The sequence below is a fragment of the Pimelobacter simplex genome, from assembly GCF_024662235.1.
Lineage (GTDB): Bacteria > Actinomycetota > Actinomycetes > Propionibacteriales > Nocardioidaceae > Nocardioides.
This window is the reverse complement of record NZ_CP096276.1, coordinates 1,261,514-1,278,479: the sequence shown is the minus strand read 5'-3', so window position 1 is coordinate 1,278,479 and position 16,966 is coordinate 1,261,514. Positions and strand designations below refer to the sequence as shown.

Genomic DNA, 16,966 nt, shown 5'->3' with positions numbered 1-16,966 from the left:
CCCGACCCGGACTCTCAAGGACTGATTGTGCGTCTTCTGAACCGCTCCGCCGGTCGCCTCTCCCGGCACCGTCGCGGCCCGCTCGCCGGCCTGATGGTGCTGGTCTGCGGCCTGCTGCTGACTGGCGGCCTCTACGCCGCCTTCGCGCCGGCCCAGGCCGACTCGAGCCAGAGCCAGGACGAGCTGGTCAAGGAGGGGCGCGAGCTCTTCCTGGTCGGCTGCGCCTTCTGCCACGGGCAGAGCGGCGAGGGCGTCCTGACCCAGGGCGGCTCGCAGTACGGCCCCGCGCTGACCGACGTCGGCTCCGCCGCGGTCGACTTCCAGGTCGGCACCGGCCGGATGCCGATGGCCCAGCCCGGCGCCCAGGCGCCGCGCAAGGAGGTCGTCTACACCAAGGACGAGATCGCCGCCCTCTCGGCGTACGTCGGCTCGCTCGGCACCGGCCCGCAGATCCCGGACAAGGAGCTCTACTCCACCGAGGGCATGAGCCAGAAGGACGTCGACGAGCTCGTCTCGCGCGGCGGCCAGATCTTCCTCGCCAACTGCACGGCGTGCCACAACTTCGAGGGCTCCGGTGGCGCCATGCCGCGCGGCGGCTTCGCGCCCAAGATCCGCGGCGTCGACTCCAAGCACATCTACGAGGCGATGCTGACCGGTCCGCAGTCGATGGACACCTTCTCCGACGGCAACATCCCGCCCGAGGACAAGAAGGCCGTCATCGCCTACCTCAACAAGCTGGACGAGAACCCGAGCTACAGCGGCTTCACGCTGGGCAGCCTCGGCCCGGTGAGCGAGGGCATCATCGCCTGGATCGGCGGCCTCGGCATCCTGGTCGGCTTCGCCGTCTGGATCGCGGCCCACACCACCCGCTCGAGCAAGAAGAAGGACGAGGCGGCAGCGTGACCGACGCACACGACACCCACTCCCCCCAGGGCGGCGAGATCGTGCCCACGGGGCCGATCGCCGACCCGGGGCTCCCGGAGCACCAGTGGCGGCCGACGGACGTCGACCCCGCCAAGGAGAAGCGGGCCGAGCGCCAGGTGGCCATCCTCTTCGGCCTCTCCGCGCTCAGCACACTGGCCTTCCTGGTCGCCTACTTCACCTTCGACATCGGTGACAACTGGACCGTCATCGGCGGCTTCGGCGCCTCGACCATGGCGCTCGGCCTGACCCTGGGCCTGGCCCTGATGTTCATCGGCGTCGGCATCATCCACTGGGCCCGCAAGCTCATGGCCGACCACGAGCTGGTCGAGATGCGGCACGCCGCGGCCTCCCCCGAGGAGGACCGCGAGGTCGCCGTCCAGGCGCTGACCGACGGGCTCAACGAGTCCGGCATCGGCCGCCGTCCGCTGATCCGCAACTCCCTGCTGGGCGCGGTCGGCCTGCTCGGTCTGCCGGCGGTCGTGCTGCTGCGCGACCTCGGTCCCCTGCCGGGCAAGAAGCTGTACCACACGATCTGGGGCGACGGCACCAAGCAGGCTCCGATGCGCATCGTCCGCGACGGCATCTGGACCCCGATCCTGGCCTCCGACCTCGAGATCGGCGACCTGGTCAACTGCCAGCCCGACGCGCTGCACAACCCCGAGCGCTACGGCCTCGACCCCTCCGAGGTCGAGGGCGTCAACCTGCAGATCCACAAGTCGAAGGCCTCGCTGATCCTGCTCCGGATGAACCCGGGCGACATCAAGCCGGGCAAGGCCGCCGACGGCAGCAGCCGCGAGAACTGGACGGTCGACGGCATCGTCGCCTACTCCAAGATCTGCACCCACGTCGGTTGCCCGATCTCCCTGAACGAGCGCACGACGCACCACCTGCTGTGCCCGTGCCACCAGTCCACCTTCGACCTGGCCGACTCCGGCCGCGTCGTGTTCGGCCCCGCCGGGCGTCCGCTGCCGCAGCTCGCGATCGCGGTGGACGACGAGGGCTACCTCGTCGCGCAGCACGACTTCGACGAACCGGTCGGCCCGAGCTTCTGGGAGCGTGACTACTATGAGCGTTGATGTGAGCAAGGTCGCCACGACCAACGGCTCGACCCCTGCGACCACCAAGGGCGCTCAGCGCGCCGGTGCGATCGCCAACTGGGCCGACGAGCGCCTCGGCCTCGGCAGCGCGCTCAAGAAGAACATCCGCAAGGTCTTCCCGGACCACTGGTCCTTCATGCTCGGCGAGATCGCTCTGTGGAGCTTCGTCGTCCTGCTGCTGACCGGTGTCTTCCTCACGCTCTGGTTCGACCCGAGCATGACCGAGATCCAGTACAACGGCTCCTACGACCCGCTCCGCGGCGTCCACATGTCCTCGGCGATGGCCTCCACGCTCGACATCTCGTTCGACGTGCGCGGCGGTCTGCTCATGCGGCAGATGCACCACTGGGCCGCGATGATCTTCATCGCCTCGATGATGATCCACATGCTCCGGGTCTACCTGACCGGCGCCTTCCGCAAGCCGCGCGAGGTCAACTGGATCATCGGCTGCCTGCTCCTGCTGCTGGGCACGATCGAGGGCTTCACCGGCTACTCGCTCCCCGACGACCTGCTCTCGGGCACCGGCGTCCGGGCCGCGGACGGCTTCATGAAGGCCACCCCGGTGGTCGGCACGTACATGTCGTTCTTCCTGTTCGGCGGCGAGTTCCCGGGCGACGCGATCATCCCGCGGTTCTACGCGATGCACATCCTGCTCATCCCGGGCCTGCTGCTCGCCCTGGTCGCCGCGCACATGCTGCTGCTCGTCTACCACAAGCACACGCAGTGGCCTGGTCCCGGCCGGACCGAGCAGAACGTCGTGGGCTACCCGATGCTCCCCGTCTACGCGGCCAAGGCCGGCGGCTTCTTCTTCATCGTCTTCGGCGTCACCGCGCTCATGGGCGGCCTGTTCTCCATCAACAACGTCTGGAAGCTCGGACCGTACGACCCGTCCAAGGTCACCGCGGGCTCGCAGCCGGACTGGTACATGGGCTGGCCCGACGGCCTCCTGCGCATCATCCCCGCGTGGGAGACGCACATCTGGGGCGTCACGGTCTCGTGGAACGTCATGATCCCGATCCTGGTCATGCCTCCGCTGATGCTGATGATCCTGATGGCGCTGCCGTTCATCGAGTCGTGGATCACCGGTGACAAGCGCGAGCACCACCTGCTCCAGCGTCCCCGCAACGCCCCGACCCGTACGGCGATCATGGTCGCGCTGATGACCTTCTACGGCCTCTCGTGGGCCGCGGGCGGCAACGACATCATCGCGATCAAGATGCACCTGAGCATCAACCAGATCACCTACTTCATGCGGGCCGCGGTCTTCATCGGACCGGTGATCGCCTTCATCATCACGCGCCGCTGGTGCATCTCGCTCCAGCGTCACGACGAGGGCAAGCTGCTCCACGGCTTCGAGTCGGGTGTCCTGGTCCGCTCCGCGGACGGTGCCTACGCCGAGAAGCACCTGCCGCTTCCCGAGTCCGAGGCCTACACCCTCACCGCGCGCGACGACGACCCCGTGCCCGAGACGGTCGAGGAGATCGAGGCCAGCGGCGCCACCGGCAAGGACCTGCGCAAGCGCAAGCTGCGGGCCAAGCTCGCGACGCTGTTCTTCGCGGACAACGTCCAGAAGCCGACCGCCGAGGAGCTCCACGAGGCTCAGCACCACGCCGAGCACGAGCTCCACGAGCTCGAGTCGCAGATCGCGGCCGGTCCCAACCGGCACGGTCCTGCGGACCACTGAGCTGATCGGCTGAGTGACCTCCTGTGGCCCCGAGCCCCGCACCTGCGGGACTCGGGGCCACAGCCGTTCTCGGGCCGGTAGGGTCCCGGTTCCGGCCAATCCCCCGCGATCTCCGAGGAACATGACGAACAATCAGCGCATGCCCGACCGCCGTCGCCGAGCCTTCGTCCTCCTCATGCTGGTCGCTGGAGTGATCTTCGGGCTCTCCGCCTTCCACGTCCCGCGGACCACCGACGTGGTCTCCGCGAACGTCGCGTCGTGGAAGATCGCCACGACCGGGACCCCGTGGCTCGACCTACCGCACGACGACGAGGCGCTCCCCGACCGCTGGACCACGGACGACCTCTTCACCACCACCAACGCCGACAACGGCGAAGAGGTCATCGCGCGCAGCGCCGGACCGATCGCTGCCGCCGTTCCGGCGTACCTCGTCCAGAAGGTGCTCACCGGCGGGAGCAACGACGACAGCGTCTCCTTCATGCCGGCGTCGTTGACGGCAGCCCTGCTGGCCGTCATCGCGCTCCTGCTCCTCGCTGGCAGCATCCCCCGTTCGGTGCCGCTCCCGGTCACGGTGGCCGGCGCTGCCGCGCTCGCGTTCACCACGCCGTACTGGACGGTGATCGGGTCCACCCTGTGGCCGCACACCGTCACCGCGGTCGGCATCGGCGGCATGGCCTGGGCCGCGCACCGCGAGCGCTGGTGGCTGGTCGGGATGTTCGGCGGCGTGGCGCTGCTCGGGCGGCTGCACCTGGCGCTCACCGTCGCCGTGCTCGGCATCGTCGTCGCGTACGCGCGCCGGCGCCCCGGCATCGCGCTCAAGATCGCCGCGACCAGCATCCCCGCGATCGGGCTCCTGGCGCTGTGGGGGCACTGGTTCTACGGCTCCTGGAGCCCCACCACCGGGTACGCCGCCGGCGACCTCGCCGCGTGGCCCGCCACCCGGACCTGGTGGGAGCAGCTGGGCGACCTCGCCGGGGTCTTCGTCTCCCCCGGCTACGGCGTTCTCGTCTGGACGCCGGTGCTCCTGCTGCTCGGGCCGGCGGTCGTCCGGAGCTGGTCGAGCGCGCCCGACTGGACCCGTGGCCTGGCGCTCGGCGGGCTGGCCTACCTGCTGGTCCAGGTCTACCTGAACCCGTACCACGGCGGGAACGGCTTCTGGGGCTACCGGCTGCCGCTCGAGGCGCTCTGCTGCGCCTTCCCGCTCCTGATGGTCTCGCTGCACCGGATGGGAGCGCGGGCGCGGGCCTGGCTGACCCCGGTGCTCGGCTACCAGCTCGGCACCATCGCGCTCGGGGCCGCGCTGGGGCTCGGGCTGGTCCAGAAGACGGCCTCGTGGGGGTGGACGCACTACACGATCGCGACCACGGCCAGCATCTCCGCACCGGTCGTGGTCGTGGTGATCGGGCTGGGCCTGGTCACGGCGTACCTGGCGCGGGGGTGGCTGCGCGAGGCGCTCGCCGGGGCCGACGACGGTGAGGACGCTCACGTAGTCAGAACGGGCTAGGGCCGCGAGGACTGTCGGTCACAGTTGCCCGCGACCCATGTCGGCGGCGGTCCCGGCTCACTACTCTCGACCGCGTGAGCACCCCCACCGCCTTTGACCGCACCGTCGTCGTCGTGCCGACGTACAACGAGGGCGCGATGGTGGGCACGGTCGTCAGCGAGCTCCGCGAGGTCTTCCCCCACGTCGTGTGCGTGGACGACGGCTCGCGTGACGGCTCCGCGGACGCCGCCCGGGCCGCGGGGGCGACGGTGCTGCGGCACCCGGTCAACCTGGGGCAGGGCGCGGCGCTGCAGACGGGCTTCGACTACGTGCTGGGGCGGACGACGGCGCGGCACCTGGTGACCTTCGACGCCGACGGGCAGTACCTCGTCGAGGACGCCGCGGCGATGGTCGAGGTCGCGGTGCAGAGCGAGGTCGACATCGTGCTCGGCTCGCGCAACCTGGGCAGCACCGAGGGGCAGCCGGTGGCCCGGCGGGTGCTGATGGCGGCGGCGCTGCGCTTCTCCCGCTCGATCACCGGGATCCGGCTCACCGACACCCACAACGGGCTGCGGGTGCTCAACCGGCACGCGGCGGCCAGCATGAACCTGCGCCAGCACGGGATGGCCCACGCCTCCGAGATCGAGTCCCGGATCGTCGCGGCGTCGCTGTCGTGGCGCGAGCACCCGGTGACGATGCGCTACTCGGACTACTCGCGCGGCAAGGGGCAGTCCAACCTCAACGCGCTCAACATCCTCTACGACCTCGCCGCCGAGCGCCTGGGAGCGACCGCATGATCATCCGGCTCTTCCTGCTCGCCAGCATCCTCGTCGGCGTCGTGTGGCTGCTGCGCACGCGGCCCAGCGGCAGCCGGCTGGCACTCACCCGGATGGCCGGCTTCGCCGTGGCCGCGGGGGCCGCCGCGAGCGTCGTCGCGCCGGGTCTGGTCACCGACGCGGCCCACCTGGTCGGGGTCCGTGAGGGCCCGAACCTGATCCTCTACGTGCTCGTCGTGGTCTTCGTCTTCACCACGATCGTGCAGGGCATGCGGATGCGCGAGCTCGAGCGCCGCCTCGCCCAGCTCGCCCGCGCCCAGGCGCTCGCCGACGTGGACCGCGAGCGGGTCTAGCCGAGCGGCCGGCGCGCCACGATCCACACGTTGCGCCGCCACCCGGGCAGCCAGGTCAGCACCGCGAGCACCCGCGGGCGCCGCTTGCGCGGGAACCAGCCGGAGACGATCCCGGTCCCCGGCGCCACGCTCTCGTACGACACCCGCTCGACCGCGAAGCCCTGGTCGGCGAAGATCCGGCGCATCGAGGTGCGCGTCCACGGGCGGCGGTGGGTGTAGTCGTGCCAGGCCCAGCGCTGGGCGTCCGGCGACGAGGCGAACACCCGTCCCCCGGGTCGCACGACGCGGAACGCCTCGGCCACCACGCCCACGGGGTCCAGGAGGTGCTCCAGGACGTCCTTGAGCACCACGCCGTCGAACGAGGCGTCCGGGACCGGCAACGGCCGCTCCAAGTCCGCCAGGCGTACGTCGACACCCCGCTCCCGGGCCGCGTCGACGGCGGCCGGGGTGTGGTCGAGGCCGACGTACTCCGGGAAGTCCTCCGAGAGCCAGCCGGTGCCGCAGCCGATGTCGAGGATCCGGCTGCCCGGCTCGAAATGACGGACGACGTCGCGGTAGTAGCCCGGCCGCGCGTGCCACTCGTGATAGCCCACGCCCGGAGTCTAGGGCGCCGTGGCCGCCACCGTCCGGCGATAGGAGGCCACCGTCGCCTCCGCCGTACGACGCCAGGTGAACTCCGCCGCCCGGACCCGTCCCGCGGCCCGCAGCGCCTCCTGCCGAGCAGGATCGGCGACCAGCCGGCGCACCGCCGTCGCGATGGCGGGTGCCGAGGTGGGGTCGAAGGTCTCCATCGCCGCGCCGCCGGCCTCGCGGAGCACCGGGAGCTCGGAGGCGAGCACCGGGCAGCCGGCGGCCATCGCCTCGAGCACCGGCAGCCCGAAGCCCTCGAACCGGGTCGGGAAGACGTACGCGCTGGCTGAGGCGTAGAGGCCGGCCAGCTCGTCGGCGTCGACCCATCCGCGCAGGTCGACGTCGCCGGCCAGGCCGCGGCGTCGTACCTCGGCGTCGAGGGGGTCCTCGCGGTGGCTTCCGGTGACGACCAGCAGCGGCCGCTCCCCCGCCGGGATCAGCGACCACGCCTCGATGAGCCGGTCGAAGTTCTTGTGCGGCATCCGGTTGCCGCCGGCGAGCACGAACGGCCGCGGCACCGGGGGCGGCGCCACCCCGCTCGGCTCCGGCGCCCCGAGCGGGACGACGTCGACGTCGGCCGTGACGCGCCCGCCCAGCGCGACCACGTCGGCGGCGGTCGCCGCGCTGTCGGCGATGACCCGGTCGGCCACGGTGATCGTGCGCCGCTGGAGCCGCCGTACGGCGTCCGCGCGGCCACCCGGCACCCACTCGGGGTGGCGCAGCGGCAGCAGGTCGTGGACGGTCACCACGGTCGGCAGCACGTGCAGCGCGGGTCCGAAGTTGGCCGGGCAGTGGAGCAGGTCGGCCCGCAGCGCCCGGGCCCGCGGGGCGACGGCCAGTGCGACCCCGGCCGCCCACTGGGGCCGGCTCTCGCCCGAGACGGGCAGGTGCACGATCTCGCCGGGGAACCAGTCCGGCGGCGCCGCGCGGAGCTCGCGCCCGGCGATGCCGACCAGCTCGACGCCGGAGTCAGGCAGCGCCCCGAGCGCTGCGAACAGCCGGCGCGCGTAGGTCTCGGTGCCGCCCTTGCGGCCGGTGAAGTAGACGAGCTCGACGGCCACCCTCATCGGGGCGCCCCGAGCCCGGTGGCGACGGCGAGGATCCGGTCGACCGTCGCGGCGATCGAGCCGGTCCGGGCCGCCTCGGTGTAGCGCTCGTGAGCGCTACGCCGCAGGTCGGCGCCGCCCTCGACCGCGCCCACGATCGCCTCGCCCAGCACGACCGGGTCGGTCGAGGCCGCGACGAGGCCGTTGACGCCCTCGGTCACCCGCTCGACCGCGGCGTTGTCGGGACCGTCGACGAGCACCACAGGTGTCCCGACGGCGTTGGCCTCGTCGACCACGAGGCCGTAGCCCTCGCGCGCCGAGGGGTTGACCAGCACCGCGGCCCCGCGCACCGCGGCGTCGAGCACCTCGCGCGCGACGAACCCGGGGGCGCTGACCGCTGCGGACAGCCCGCACCGCTCGATCTCGCGCAGCACCGCCGGGCGTGAGGGGCCGTCACCGTAGATCGCGGCGGTGAGGTCCGGCAGCCGGGTCCGGGCGTGCGCGAGCGCCGCGGGCAGGGCCTCGACGTGCTTGTCCGGGATGTGCCGGCCGACGTAGACCACCTGCGGCACCGCTCCCGGTCCCGCCCCCTCCGGTACGCCGAGCCGCGGCGCCCCGGGGTCCCCGGGGAAGACCAGCCCCGGGCTCACCACCGGCGTCGAGCGCAGCCCGCTCGCGACGAGCCGGCGCGCGCTCAGCGCGGAGTGGCAGGTGGCCACCGGCGAGAGCCGGGCCGCGAGCCGCTGCACCCACCAGGCCAGCCGGCCGACGACAGGGCCGCTGTAGGCGCGCCAGCGCTCCCGCGGCCAGACCTCCAGCCAGTCGGTGACCAGCAGCGCCCGGCTGCGGGTGAGCGCCAGGGCCAGCCGGGCGGCCGGGACGTTGGTGGCGGGCAGCGCGCTGACCAGCACCACGTCGTACCGGTGCCGGGCGCGCAGGAGGTGGGTCAGCAGCGCCAGGGCGTAGCCGAGGGCCGGTCCGAGGCGGCGGGCGCCGGCGTCGTCGTACAGCTCGGCACGGCCGGCGACCGCGCGCACCCGGACCCCGTCGAGGTCCGGCGCCGCGCCGTCCCACTGGCGCCGGGTCAGGTAGGTGACGGTGTGCCCGCGCGCGGCGAGCTCCTCGGCGAACGCGCGGTACTGCCGCTCCCCGCCCCCGAGGGTCCAGGGGTAGAGGCAGTCGTAGGCGATGGCGATCCGCACGACGCCATCCTGCCCGGCCGGCCGGCTCAGTGCAGGGCGGATCCCGCGACGTAGTCCTTCCACGGGATGTTCCAGTCGCCGTAGCCGTTGTCGGGCTCCATCGGCCGGTCCGTGCCGGTGTAGGTCACCACGTCGCCGCGCCGGGTCATGTCGTAGAGCCAGCTCGCGTTGTCGGTGCTCAGGCCGGTGCAGCCGTGCGAGACGTTGGCGCGCCCCTGGGAGCCGACCGACCACGGGGCGGCGTGGATGAACTCACCGGAGTTGGTCAGCCGCATCGCCCAGCGCACGTCGTTGATGTCGTAGGCCTCGGCCGAGCCCTGCGGGATGCCGACGGTCTCGGAGTTCATCCGCCGGGTGGCGAACTTCTCCATGATCACCTTGACGCCCGAGCGGGTCGTGAAGCCGGGCTTGCCGGTCGTGATCGGCAGCGTGCGCAGCAGCTTGCCGTTGGAGAATACCTTCATCTGGTGAGTCGCGGCGTTGACCTTGTAGACGTGGGCGTCACCGACCTTGAAGTCGACCTTGCGGTCCTCCTGGCCGTAGATACCGCCGCCGGCCGCGACCCCGTTGATGCCGATGTCGACGCTGACCTTGGTGCCGGCCTTCCAGTACGCCTTGGGCCGCCAGTGCGCGACCGTGTCGCTCACCCAGCGCCAGGAGCCCTGCTGGACCGGCGTCGTGGCGACCTTCATGTGCCGCTCGAAGCTCGCCTTGTCGGTGACCGGAAGGTCGAAGGTGACGATGACCGGCATGCCGATGCCGACCGTCTCGCCCTGCAGCGGCGCCACCGACGGGTAGGTCTGCTGGTCGAGGCTCAGCGCCTGGGTCGTGAACGAGGAGATGTTCTCGACCTGCTTGCCGTCGCCGTTCTGGGCCGTGGCCCGGACCCGGTAGCGCACGCCCGGCTCGAGCCCGCCCGTGGACACCCAGCGGGAACCGTCGGCGACCAACCGCCCGCTCACCTTGCCGGCCTTGGAGCGGACCACGACGTCGGTGATCTTGCCGTGCTCGGCGCTGACCTTGACCACCTTGTCGACCGGCACGCCGCTCGCCTTGTCGGCCACGTTGGTGCTCAGCACCGCCTCGGTCGCGGCCGCAGCGGTCGTCTTGTCGTCGGACCCACCGCCGCCCGTGGGCGAGAAGCCGGAACCGTCGCACGCGGCGGCCAGGACGGCGACCGTCGCGAGGACGGCCGCGGCGCGCAGCACGCGCGAGCGACGGGGAGCGGCGGGGAAGGGCACCGAGAAAGCGTAACCGGCACCACCACGAAAACCCGTGATGATGCACGTCGGCGGTGTCACACCAGGGTGTGACACCGCCGACAGCAGGCCGGCAGCGTGTCGAGAGGCGCCGCTCGGGCAGCTTGCTGCCTCCCGGGCGCCGAAGACACGCTCGGCCCAGTCAATCAGTGAGCGTAATTTCCGCGGTAGTACTCGAAGACCCAGCCGCTGACCGCGACCGCACCGAGCACGAACCCGATGATCATCAGCCACCACGCCAGCACGGCGACCGAGAACACGATCAGGCCCAGGGTGAGCGCGCACCAGAACGGCCACCACGAGTACGGCGGGAAGAAGCCGAGCTCGCCCGCGCCGTCGGCGATCTCGCCGTCCTTGCGGTCCTCGGGACGGGCGTCCATCCGCTGGGCGTGGAACCCGAGGTAGAGGGTGACCATCGCGCACAGCAGGGTGGTCATGACCAGGGCGGAGGTACCGGTCCAGTCGGCGCCGTGGTCGCTGGCGTCGGTGATGAACCAGTAGGCGGGGCTGACCAGGACCAGGAAGACCGTGGTCACGCCGAAGATCCAGGCTTCGATCTTCATCAGGCGTCGGTTCCCTTCGTGCCGGCCAGCTCGGCGGCCGGCTCGTCGTCGTACATCTCGATGGCGGCGATCTCCGGGTGGTGGAGGTCGAACGCGGGCGACTCCGACCGGATCCGCGGGATCGAGTGGAAGTTGTGGCGCGGCGGCGGGCAGCTCGTGGCCCACTCCAGCGACCGGCCCCAGCCCCACGGGTCGTCGGTGTTGACCAGCGGGCCCTTGCGGGAGACGTAGACGTTGTAGAAGAAGGGCAGGAGCGAGGACGCCAGGACGAAGGCGCCGATCGTCGAGACCTGGTTCATGAACTCCCAGCCGTCACCGGGCAGGTAGTCGGCGTAGCGACGCGGCATGCCCTCGATACCCAGCCAGTGCTGGATGAGGAAGGTGGTGTGGAAGCCGATGAACAGCAGCCAGAAGTGGATCTTGCCGAGGCGCTCGTCGAGCATCCGTCCGGTGAGCTTGGGCCACCAGAAGTAGAAGCCGGCGAACATCGCGAAGACGACCGTGCCGAACACCGTGTAGTGGAAGTGCGCCACCACGAAGTAGGAGTCGGAGACGTGGAAGTCGAGCGGCGGGCTGGCCAGGATGATGCCCGTCAGACCACCGAAGAGGAAGGTCGTCAGGAAGCCGATCGACCACAGCATGGGGGTGTCCATGCGGACTGATCCGCCCCACATCGTGCCGATCCAGTTGAAGAACTTGACGCCCGTCGGGACGGCGATCAGGAAGGTCATGCCGGAGAAGAACGGCAGGTTGACCGCGCCGGTGACGAACATGTGGTGCGCCCACACCGCCACCGAGAGGATCGCGATGCCGAGCGTCGCGCCGACCAGGCCGATGTAGCCGAAGATCGGCTTGCGGCTGAAGACCGGCAGGATCTCGGAGATGATGCCGAAGAACGGCAGGGCGATGATGTAGACCTCTGGGTGCCCGAAGAACCAGAACAGGTGTTGCCAGAGGATCGCACCACCGTGCGAGCTGTCGAAGACATGGGCCCCGATCTGGCGATCGGCCTCGAGCGAGAGCAGCGCGCCGGCCAGGATCGGGAAGGCGACCAGCACGAGGATCGCGGTGATCAGCACGGTCCACACGAAGATCGGCATCCGGAACATGGTCATGCCGGGGGCCCGCATGCAGATGATCGTGGTGATGAAGTTGACCGCACCGAGGATGGTGCCGAGACCACCCATCCACAGACCCATGATCCACAGGTCGCCGCCCACGCCGGGGCTGTTGACCGAGTCGGACAGCGGCGTGTAGGCGAACCAGCCGAACGACGCGGCACCGCCCGGCGCGAGGAAGCCGGCGCCGGCGATGAGGCCACCGAACAGGTACAGCCAGTAGCTGAACATGTTGAGGCGCGGGAACGCGACGTCGGGTGCGCCGATCTGGAGCGGCATGATCGCGTTGCCGAAGCCGAAGAACAGCGGCGTCGCGAACAGCAGCAGCATGATCGTGCCGTGCATGGTGAAGAGCTGGTTGTAGAGCTCCTCGTTGACCAGCTGGCTGCCCGGGTAGGCGAGCTCGGAGCGGATCAGGAGCGCCATGATGCCGCCGGCGATGAACCAGGCCATGGCGGTGACGAAGTAGAGGTTGCCGATCAGCTTGTGATCGGTCGTCGTCATGATGCGGACCAGCTGCTGGCCCAGCGGCTTGCGCTGGGAGAGGTCCGTGGAGCGCGCGAGAGTAGTCACTCGTGGCCTCCCTCGTCGTCGGTGATCAGTTCGGTGGAGTACTTGCCACCCTGGACCGGACCCTCGGAGACGTTCTGCGGGTTCTCCGCCAGGTCGGCGAGGTAGGCCTCGTACTCGGCCTCGGTGACGACCTTCACGTTGAAGAGCATCCGCGAGTGGTAGGCGCCGCACAGCTCGTAGCACTTGCCGGCGTACTCGCCGGTCTCGGTCGGCTTGACCTGGTACGAGTTGTTGTTGCCCGGCACGACATCCATGCGCATGGCGAAGGCCGGCACGCCGAAGTTGTGGATGACGTCGGGGCTGTAGAGCTGGAACTCCACGGTCTTGTCGACCGGGATCACCAGGGTGGGGATGTCCTCACCGGTGCCCGCGACGAAGACGTTGGTGCCCTCGGGGGTCTGCACCGAGTCGGGGTAGTTGAAGGTCCACTGCCACTTCTGGCCGACGACCTTGACCACCACGTCCGGCTGCACGTGCTCGAGTGCGATGTTCTGCACGCGCACGGTCTGGGAGAAGAACGCGATCACCATGATGACCGGGAAGATCGTGTAGAAGATCTCGATCGGCAGGTTGTACCGGGTCTGCACCGGGACCTCGTCGTCACTACGACGACGGAACCACAGCGGGACGCCGATGATCAGCGCCCAGGTGATCACACCGACGACCAGCGCAGCGATCCACGCGCCCTGCCACAGCTGCAGGATGTGCGTGCCCTGCTCGGAGACGATCTTCGGCATGCCGAAGCGCTCCCACTGGGTGTCAGTGGAGCAACCGGACAACGCGGCCGCGAGTACGACGAATCCGGCGAGCGGGATCGTGCGACGGAATCGTCGCTGCGCTCCACGCGTGCGCTCGGGGTGCCACCAGCCCACGAACGAGCCTTCCTCTCGAGGGTCAGAACTACTGCGAACAGTAGCGGAGAGCGGCTCTGGGCGGCGCGCGGGGTGGGTCCTAGAGCGCGCGTCGCACCTGTCCTGAGCGTAGCCACGCCCCCCAAGCGGGGCCCGGGGCTCTCCTCTAGGGTCGGAGCGTGAGCAGCACCCCCGAGGTCTACCTCGACGCCGCCTCCTCCGAGCGGCTCCACCCGGCCGCCCGCGACACGCTCGCGGCCGCCCTGGAGCGGGGGTACGCCGACCCGCGGCGCCTGCACCGCGCCGGCCGGGACGCCCGCCTGCTCCTCGACAACGCGCGCGCCGTGGTGGCCGACGCCCTGGGCGTGCGCGCCGACGAGGTCGGCTTCACCGCCTCGGGGACCGACGCGGTGCACCGCGGCCTGCTGGGCCTGACCACGTCCACCGGGCGCGACGGGATCGTGCACAGCGCGGTCGAGCACTCCGCGGTCCTGCACGCGGCCGCGTGGCGATCCTCCCCCGCCACCGCGAGCGTCGGGGTCGACGCCCGGGGCCGGGTGGACCTCGCGGCGCTCGCCGCGGCCGCCGGACGGCCCGGAGTCGGCGCCGTGGCGCTCCAGGCGGCCAACCAGGAGGTCGGCACGCTCCAGCCGGTCGACGAGGCCGAGCTGCCCGACGGCGTACCGCTGCTGGTGGACGCGGCCGCGGCCGTGGGCCACGTACCGCTCCCCCGGCGCTGGTCGGTGCTGACCGCGTCGGCGCACAAGTGGGGCGGGCCGGCGGGCGTCGGCGTGCTCGTCGTACGGCGGGGGACGCGGTGGACCCAGCCGTTCCCCGGCGACGACGGCCTCGAGGAGCTCGGCGGCTTCCCCAACGTCCCGGCCGCGCTGGCCGCGGCGGCGGCGCTCCAGGCGGTGCTCGCCGAGCGCGAGGAGGTCGCGGCGCGGCAGTTCCGCCAGGTCGAGACGATCCGGGCTGTGGCCGCGGCGCTGCCCGACACCGAGGTGGTGGGCGATCCCGAGACGCGGCTGCCCCACCTGGTGACCTTCTCGTGCCTCTACGTCGGCGGCGACGAGATCGTCGACGAGCTGGCCCGGCGCGGCTTCGGCGTGGCGAGCGGCTCGGCCTGCACGGCGTCCACGCTGGAGCCGAGCCACGTGCTGGCCGCGATGGGCTCGCTCACCCACGGCAACGTGCGGGTCTCGCTGACCCGCGACACCACCGACGAGCAGGTCGCCGGCTTCTGCGCCGCGCTCGGCGAGGCCGTCGGCGCGATCCGGGCGAGGGCCGGGCTGTGATCGAGATCGACTGCCGCGACCTGCCCTGCCCGCGCCCGATCATCGAGCTGGCCAAGGCGCTGCCGGAGGTCACCGTGGGCGACCTGCTGGCCGTGGTGGCCCACGACCCCGCCGCCCGGTACGACGTACCGGCGTGGTGCCGGATGCGCGGCCAGGAGTACGTCGGCGAGGAGCGCGCCGCGGACGGCGCGCCCCGCTACGTCGTGCGCCGGCTCACTTGACGAACGCGGCGACCTCGTCGGCCGGCGCGTCGCCGTAGGAGAGGCGGACCCGGTCGACGAACTGCTCGGCGGTGAAGTCGTACTCCTGGGTGCCGACGGTCTCGACGACGTAGGCCGCGAGGACGCAGCCGACCTGGGCGGCCCGCTCGAGCGAGGTACCCCACGAGAGCGCGGCGAGGAAGCCGGAGCGGAAGGCGTCGCCGACGCCGGTCGGCTCGACCGCGGCCACGTCCTTGGCGGCGGCGACCTCGAACGAGGTGCCGTCGTTGGTGGTGACCCGGACGCCGTCCTTGCCGAGCGTGGTCACCTGGATGCCGACGCGGGCCAGCACCTCGTCGGAGGTCCAGCCGGTCTTCTTCTCGATGACGTGCGACTCGTACTCGTTGGAGAACAGGATCGCCGCACCGTCGATGAGCTCGCGGATGAGGTCGCCCTCGGCGAAGGCGAGCTGCTGGGAGCAGTCGGCGATGAAGGCGTAGCCGCGCTGGCGGCACTCCTCGGTGTGGCGCTTCATCGCCTCGGGGTCGTCGGCGCCGATGAGGACGTACATCGGCGTACCGACGCGCTCGACGATCGGCAGCAGCTCGATCTGGCTGGCCTCGCTCATCGCGCCCGGGTAGAACGAGGCGAACTGGGCCATCGTGGTGTCCGTGGTGCACACGAAACGGGCGGTGTGCTTGTGGTCGGAGATGTGGACCGAGTCGCAGTCGACGCCGTTGCGCTCGAGCCAGGAGCGGTAGTCGGCGAAGTCCTCGCCCGCCGCGCCGACCAGGACCGGGCGCAGGCCCAGCCGGGCCAGGCCGAAGCACATGTTGGGGGCGACACCGCCGCGGCGGATCTCGAGGTCGTTCACCAGGAACGAGACCGACAGCTTGTCCAGCTGGTCGACCACGAGGGAGTCGGCGAACTTGCCGCCGAAGGTCATGAGGTGATCGGTCGCGATCGAGCCGGCGATCAGGAGGGAGCCCGTGGGTGCAGTCACGACACGGAACATTAACCGAGCCGTCGCGGTCCTGACCCGCGATCCCACTGGGTCTACCCGGGGGTAACGCCTACCGTCGGCATATGTCGTCCTACGAAGAGCTCGCCGCCCCCGCCGACCTGCACGCCGACTGCGAGGCCGTCAGCCGCCGGCTGGCCGAGGCCGCGGTCAAGGCGACCCGTCCGGCGCCCAGCATCCACTTCGACGAGCTGCCCCGCGAGACCCCCAAGCGCGAGATCGAGATCAGCGAGGCCGCCCAGCGCCTCGCCAACGCGCTGCACCTGCACCTGGACTGACGAAGGAGCACGATCCGGCGCTCGAAGTGCCACGTTCCGGCGCTCGACAATGCGAAAGGCGCCCCGGGTGACCGGGGCGCCTTTCGCATTGTCGAGCGCCGGATGCTGCTCCTTCGAGCGCCGGATCGTGCTCCTTCGTCAGTTGAACGAGTCACCGCACGCGCACGAACCCGTGGCGTTGGGGTTGTCGATCGTGAAGCCCTGCTTCTCGATGGTGTCGACGAAGTCGATGACCGCACCGTTGAGGTACGGCACGCTCATCCGGTCGACGACGACGGCCACGCCGTCGAAGTCGGTGACGACGTCACCGTCGAGGGTGCGCTCGTCGAAGAAGAGCTGGTAGCGCAGGCCCGAGCAACCGCCGGGCTGCACCGAGATGCGCAGCGCGAGGTCGTCACGCCCCTCCTGCTCGAGCAGGCTCTTGACCTTGGTGGCCGCCACCGGGCTCAGGTTGATCTGGTCCTCACGGCGGTCGAGGTCCACGGGGGTCGCGACAGTCGTGGTCGCGCCGTGGGCGTCGTGGCTGTTGCCGCCTCCGCAGCAGGCGTCGCTCATGCTCACTCCAGGTGTGTCAGGCTGTGTAGCCGAAGGGTGTTCGACTAGCCCAATG

18 protein-coding genes are annotated in these 16,966 nt (G+C 70.9%); 9 read left to right on the top strand and 9 right to left on the bottom strand.

What is annotated here, in order from left to right; all coding sequences use genetic code 11:
• Positions 1–27: 27 nt before the first annotated feature.
• From qcrC to M0M48_RS06130, 6 genes are all read left to right on the top strand, one after another.
• A complete protein-coding gene (qcrC, locus tag M0M48_RS06155) occupies positions 28–903 on the top strand; it encodes a cytochrome bc1 complex diheme cytochrome c subunit (RefSeq protein WP_257750463.1) in 876 nt (291 codons plus the stop codon).
• On the top strand, positions 900–2,000 hold the full coding sequence (qcrA, locus tag M0M48_RS06150) for a cytochrome bc1 complex Rieske iron-sulfur subunit (RefSeq protein WP_215815225.1): 1,101 nt from the start codon (positions 900–902) through the stop codon (positions 1,998–2,000). The genes qcrC and qcrA overlap by 4 nt, the downstream gene beginning before the upstream one ends.
• Positions 1,990–3,705 (top strand): cytochrome bc1 complex cytochrome b subunit, encoded by a 1,716-nt coding sequence (gene qcrB, locus M0M48_RS06145; RefSeq protein ID WP_257750462.1) that lies wholly within the window; start codon positions 1,990–1,992, stop codon positions 3,703–3,705. The genes qcrA and qcrB overlap by 11 nt, the downstream gene beginning before the upstream one ends.
• Positions 3,706–3,844: 139 nt before the next feature.
• Entirely contained in the window at positions 3,845–5,209 is a 1,365-nt protein-coding gene (locus M0M48_RS06140) for a hypothetical protein (RefSeq protein WP_257750461.1), read from the top strand.
• A gap of 74 nt (positions 5,210–5,283) precedes the next feature.
• Positions 5,284–5,985 carry a glycosyltransferase family 2 protein gene (locus tag M0M48_RS06135; protein ID WP_257750460.1) on the top strand — a complete coding sequence of 234 codons (702 nt, stop codon included), beginning with the start codon at positions 5,284–5,286 and terminating at the stop codon, positions 5,983–5,985.
• Complete coding sequence (locus tag M0M48_RS06130; protein ID WP_215815229.1) at positions 5,982–6,317, top strand: DUF2304 family protein; 336 nt, start codon at positions 5,982–5,984, stop codon at positions 6,315–6,317. Before M0M48_RS06135 ends, M0M48_RS06130 begins: the two co-directional genes overlap by 4 nt.
• On the opposite strand, the gene M0M48_RS06125 is transcribed toward M0M48_RS06130, so the two are convergent.
• The 7 genes from M0M48_RS06125 to ctaC form a co-directional block, all read right to left on the bottom strand.
• Positions 6,314–6,910, bottom strand: a complete 597-nt coding sequence (locus tag M0M48_RS06125) for a class I SAM-dependent methyltransferase (RefSeq protein WP_257750459.1) — start codon at positions 6,908–6,910, stop codon at positions 6,314–6,316. The two genes, M0M48_RS06130 and M0M48_RS06125, sit on opposite strands and share 4 nt — an antisense overlap.
• A gap of 9 nt (positions 6,911–6,919) precedes the next feature.
• On the bottom strand, positions 6,920–8,014 hold the full coding sequence (locus M0M48_RS06120) for a glycosyltransferase family 4 protein (RefSeq protein ID WP_257750458.1): 1,095 nt from the start codon (positions 8,012–8,014) through the stop codon (positions 6,920–6,922).
• A complete protein-coding gene (locus M0M48_RS06115) occupies positions 8,011–9,195 on the bottom strand; it encodes a glycosyltransferase family 4 protein (protein WP_257750457.1) in 1,185 nt (394 codons plus the stop codon). The genes M0M48_RS06120 and M0M48_RS06115 overlap by 4 nt, the downstream gene beginning before the upstream one ends.
• Before the next feature lie 26 nt (positions 9,196–9,221).
• Positions 9,222–10,436, bottom strand: a complete 1,215-nt coding sequence (locus M0M48_RS06110) for a L,D-transpeptidase (RefSeq protein WP_257750456.1) — start codon at positions 10,434–10,436, stop codon at positions 9,222–9,224.
• A 164-nt stretch (positions 10,437–10,600) separates the two neighbouring features.
• Positions 10,601–11,017 carry a cytochrome c oxidase subunit 4 gene (locus M0M48_RS06105; protein ID WP_215815233.1) on the bottom strand — a complete coding sequence of 139 codons (417 nt, stop codon included), beginning with the start codon at positions 11,015–11,017 and terminating at the stop codon, positions 10,601–10,603.
• A complete protein-coding gene (gene ctaD / locus M0M48_RS06100; RefSeq protein WP_445323403.1) occupies positions 11,017–12,708 on the bottom strand; it encodes an aa3-type cytochrome oxidase subunit I in 1,692 nt (563 codons plus the stop codon). Before ctaD ends, M0M48_RS06105 begins: the two co-directional genes overlap by 1 nt.
• Entirely contained in the window at positions 12,705–13,580 is an 876-nt protein-coding gene (gene ctaC, locus M0M48_RS06095) for an aa3-type cytochrome oxidase subunit II (protein ID WP_445323402.1), read from the bottom strand. The genes ctaD and ctaC overlap by 4 nt, the downstream gene beginning before the upstream one ends.
• Positions 13,581–13,738: 158 nt before the next feature.
• On the opposite strand from ctaC, the gene M0M48_RS06090 reads away from it, so the two are divergent.
• Both M0M48_RS06090 and M0M48_RS06085 read left to right on the top strand, forming a co-directional pair.
• Complete coding sequence (locus M0M48_RS06090; RefSeq protein WP_257750454.1) at positions 13,739–14,857, top strand: cysteine desulfurase family protein; 1,119 nt, start codon at positions 13,739–13,741, stop codon at positions 14,855–14,857.
• Complete coding sequence (locus M0M48_RS06085; protein WP_257750453.1) at positions 14,854–15,078, top strand: sulfurtransferase TusA family protein; 225 nt, start codon at positions 14,854–14,856, stop codon at positions 15,076–15,078. The genes M0M48_RS06090 and M0M48_RS06085 overlap by 4 nt, the downstream gene beginning before the upstream one ends.
• Here the strand turns inward: M0M48_RS06085 and M0M48_RS06080 are convergent.
• Positions 15,071–16,060 carry a carbohydrate kinase family protein gene (locus M0M48_RS06080; protein ID WP_308220370.1) on the bottom strand — a complete coding sequence of 330 codons (990 nt, stop codon included), beginning with the start codon at positions 16,058–16,060 and terminating at the stop codon, positions 15,071–15,073. The two genes, M0M48_RS06085 and M0M48_RS06080, sit on opposite strands and share 8 nt — an antisense overlap.
• Positions 16,061–16,143: 83 nt before the next feature.
• Between M0M48_RS06080 and M0M48_RS06075 the strand changes: the two genes are divergently transcribed.
• A complete protein-coding gene (locus tag M0M48_RS06075; RefSeq protein WP_215815237.1) occupies positions 16,144–16,356 on the top strand; it encodes a hypothetical protein in 213 nt (70 codons plus the stop codon).
• Positions 16,357–16,494: 138 nt separating this feature from the next.
• On the opposite strand, the gene erpA is transcribed toward M0M48_RS06075, so the two are convergent.
• Positions 16,495–16,911 carry an iron-sulfur cluster insertion protein ErpA gene (gene erpA, locus M0M48_RS06070; protein WP_252373353.1) on the bottom strand — a complete coding sequence of 139 codons (417 nt, stop codon included), beginning with the start codon at positions 16,909–16,911 and terminating at the stop codon, positions 16,495–16,497.
• Positions 16,912–16,966: the final 55 nt, after the last annotated feature.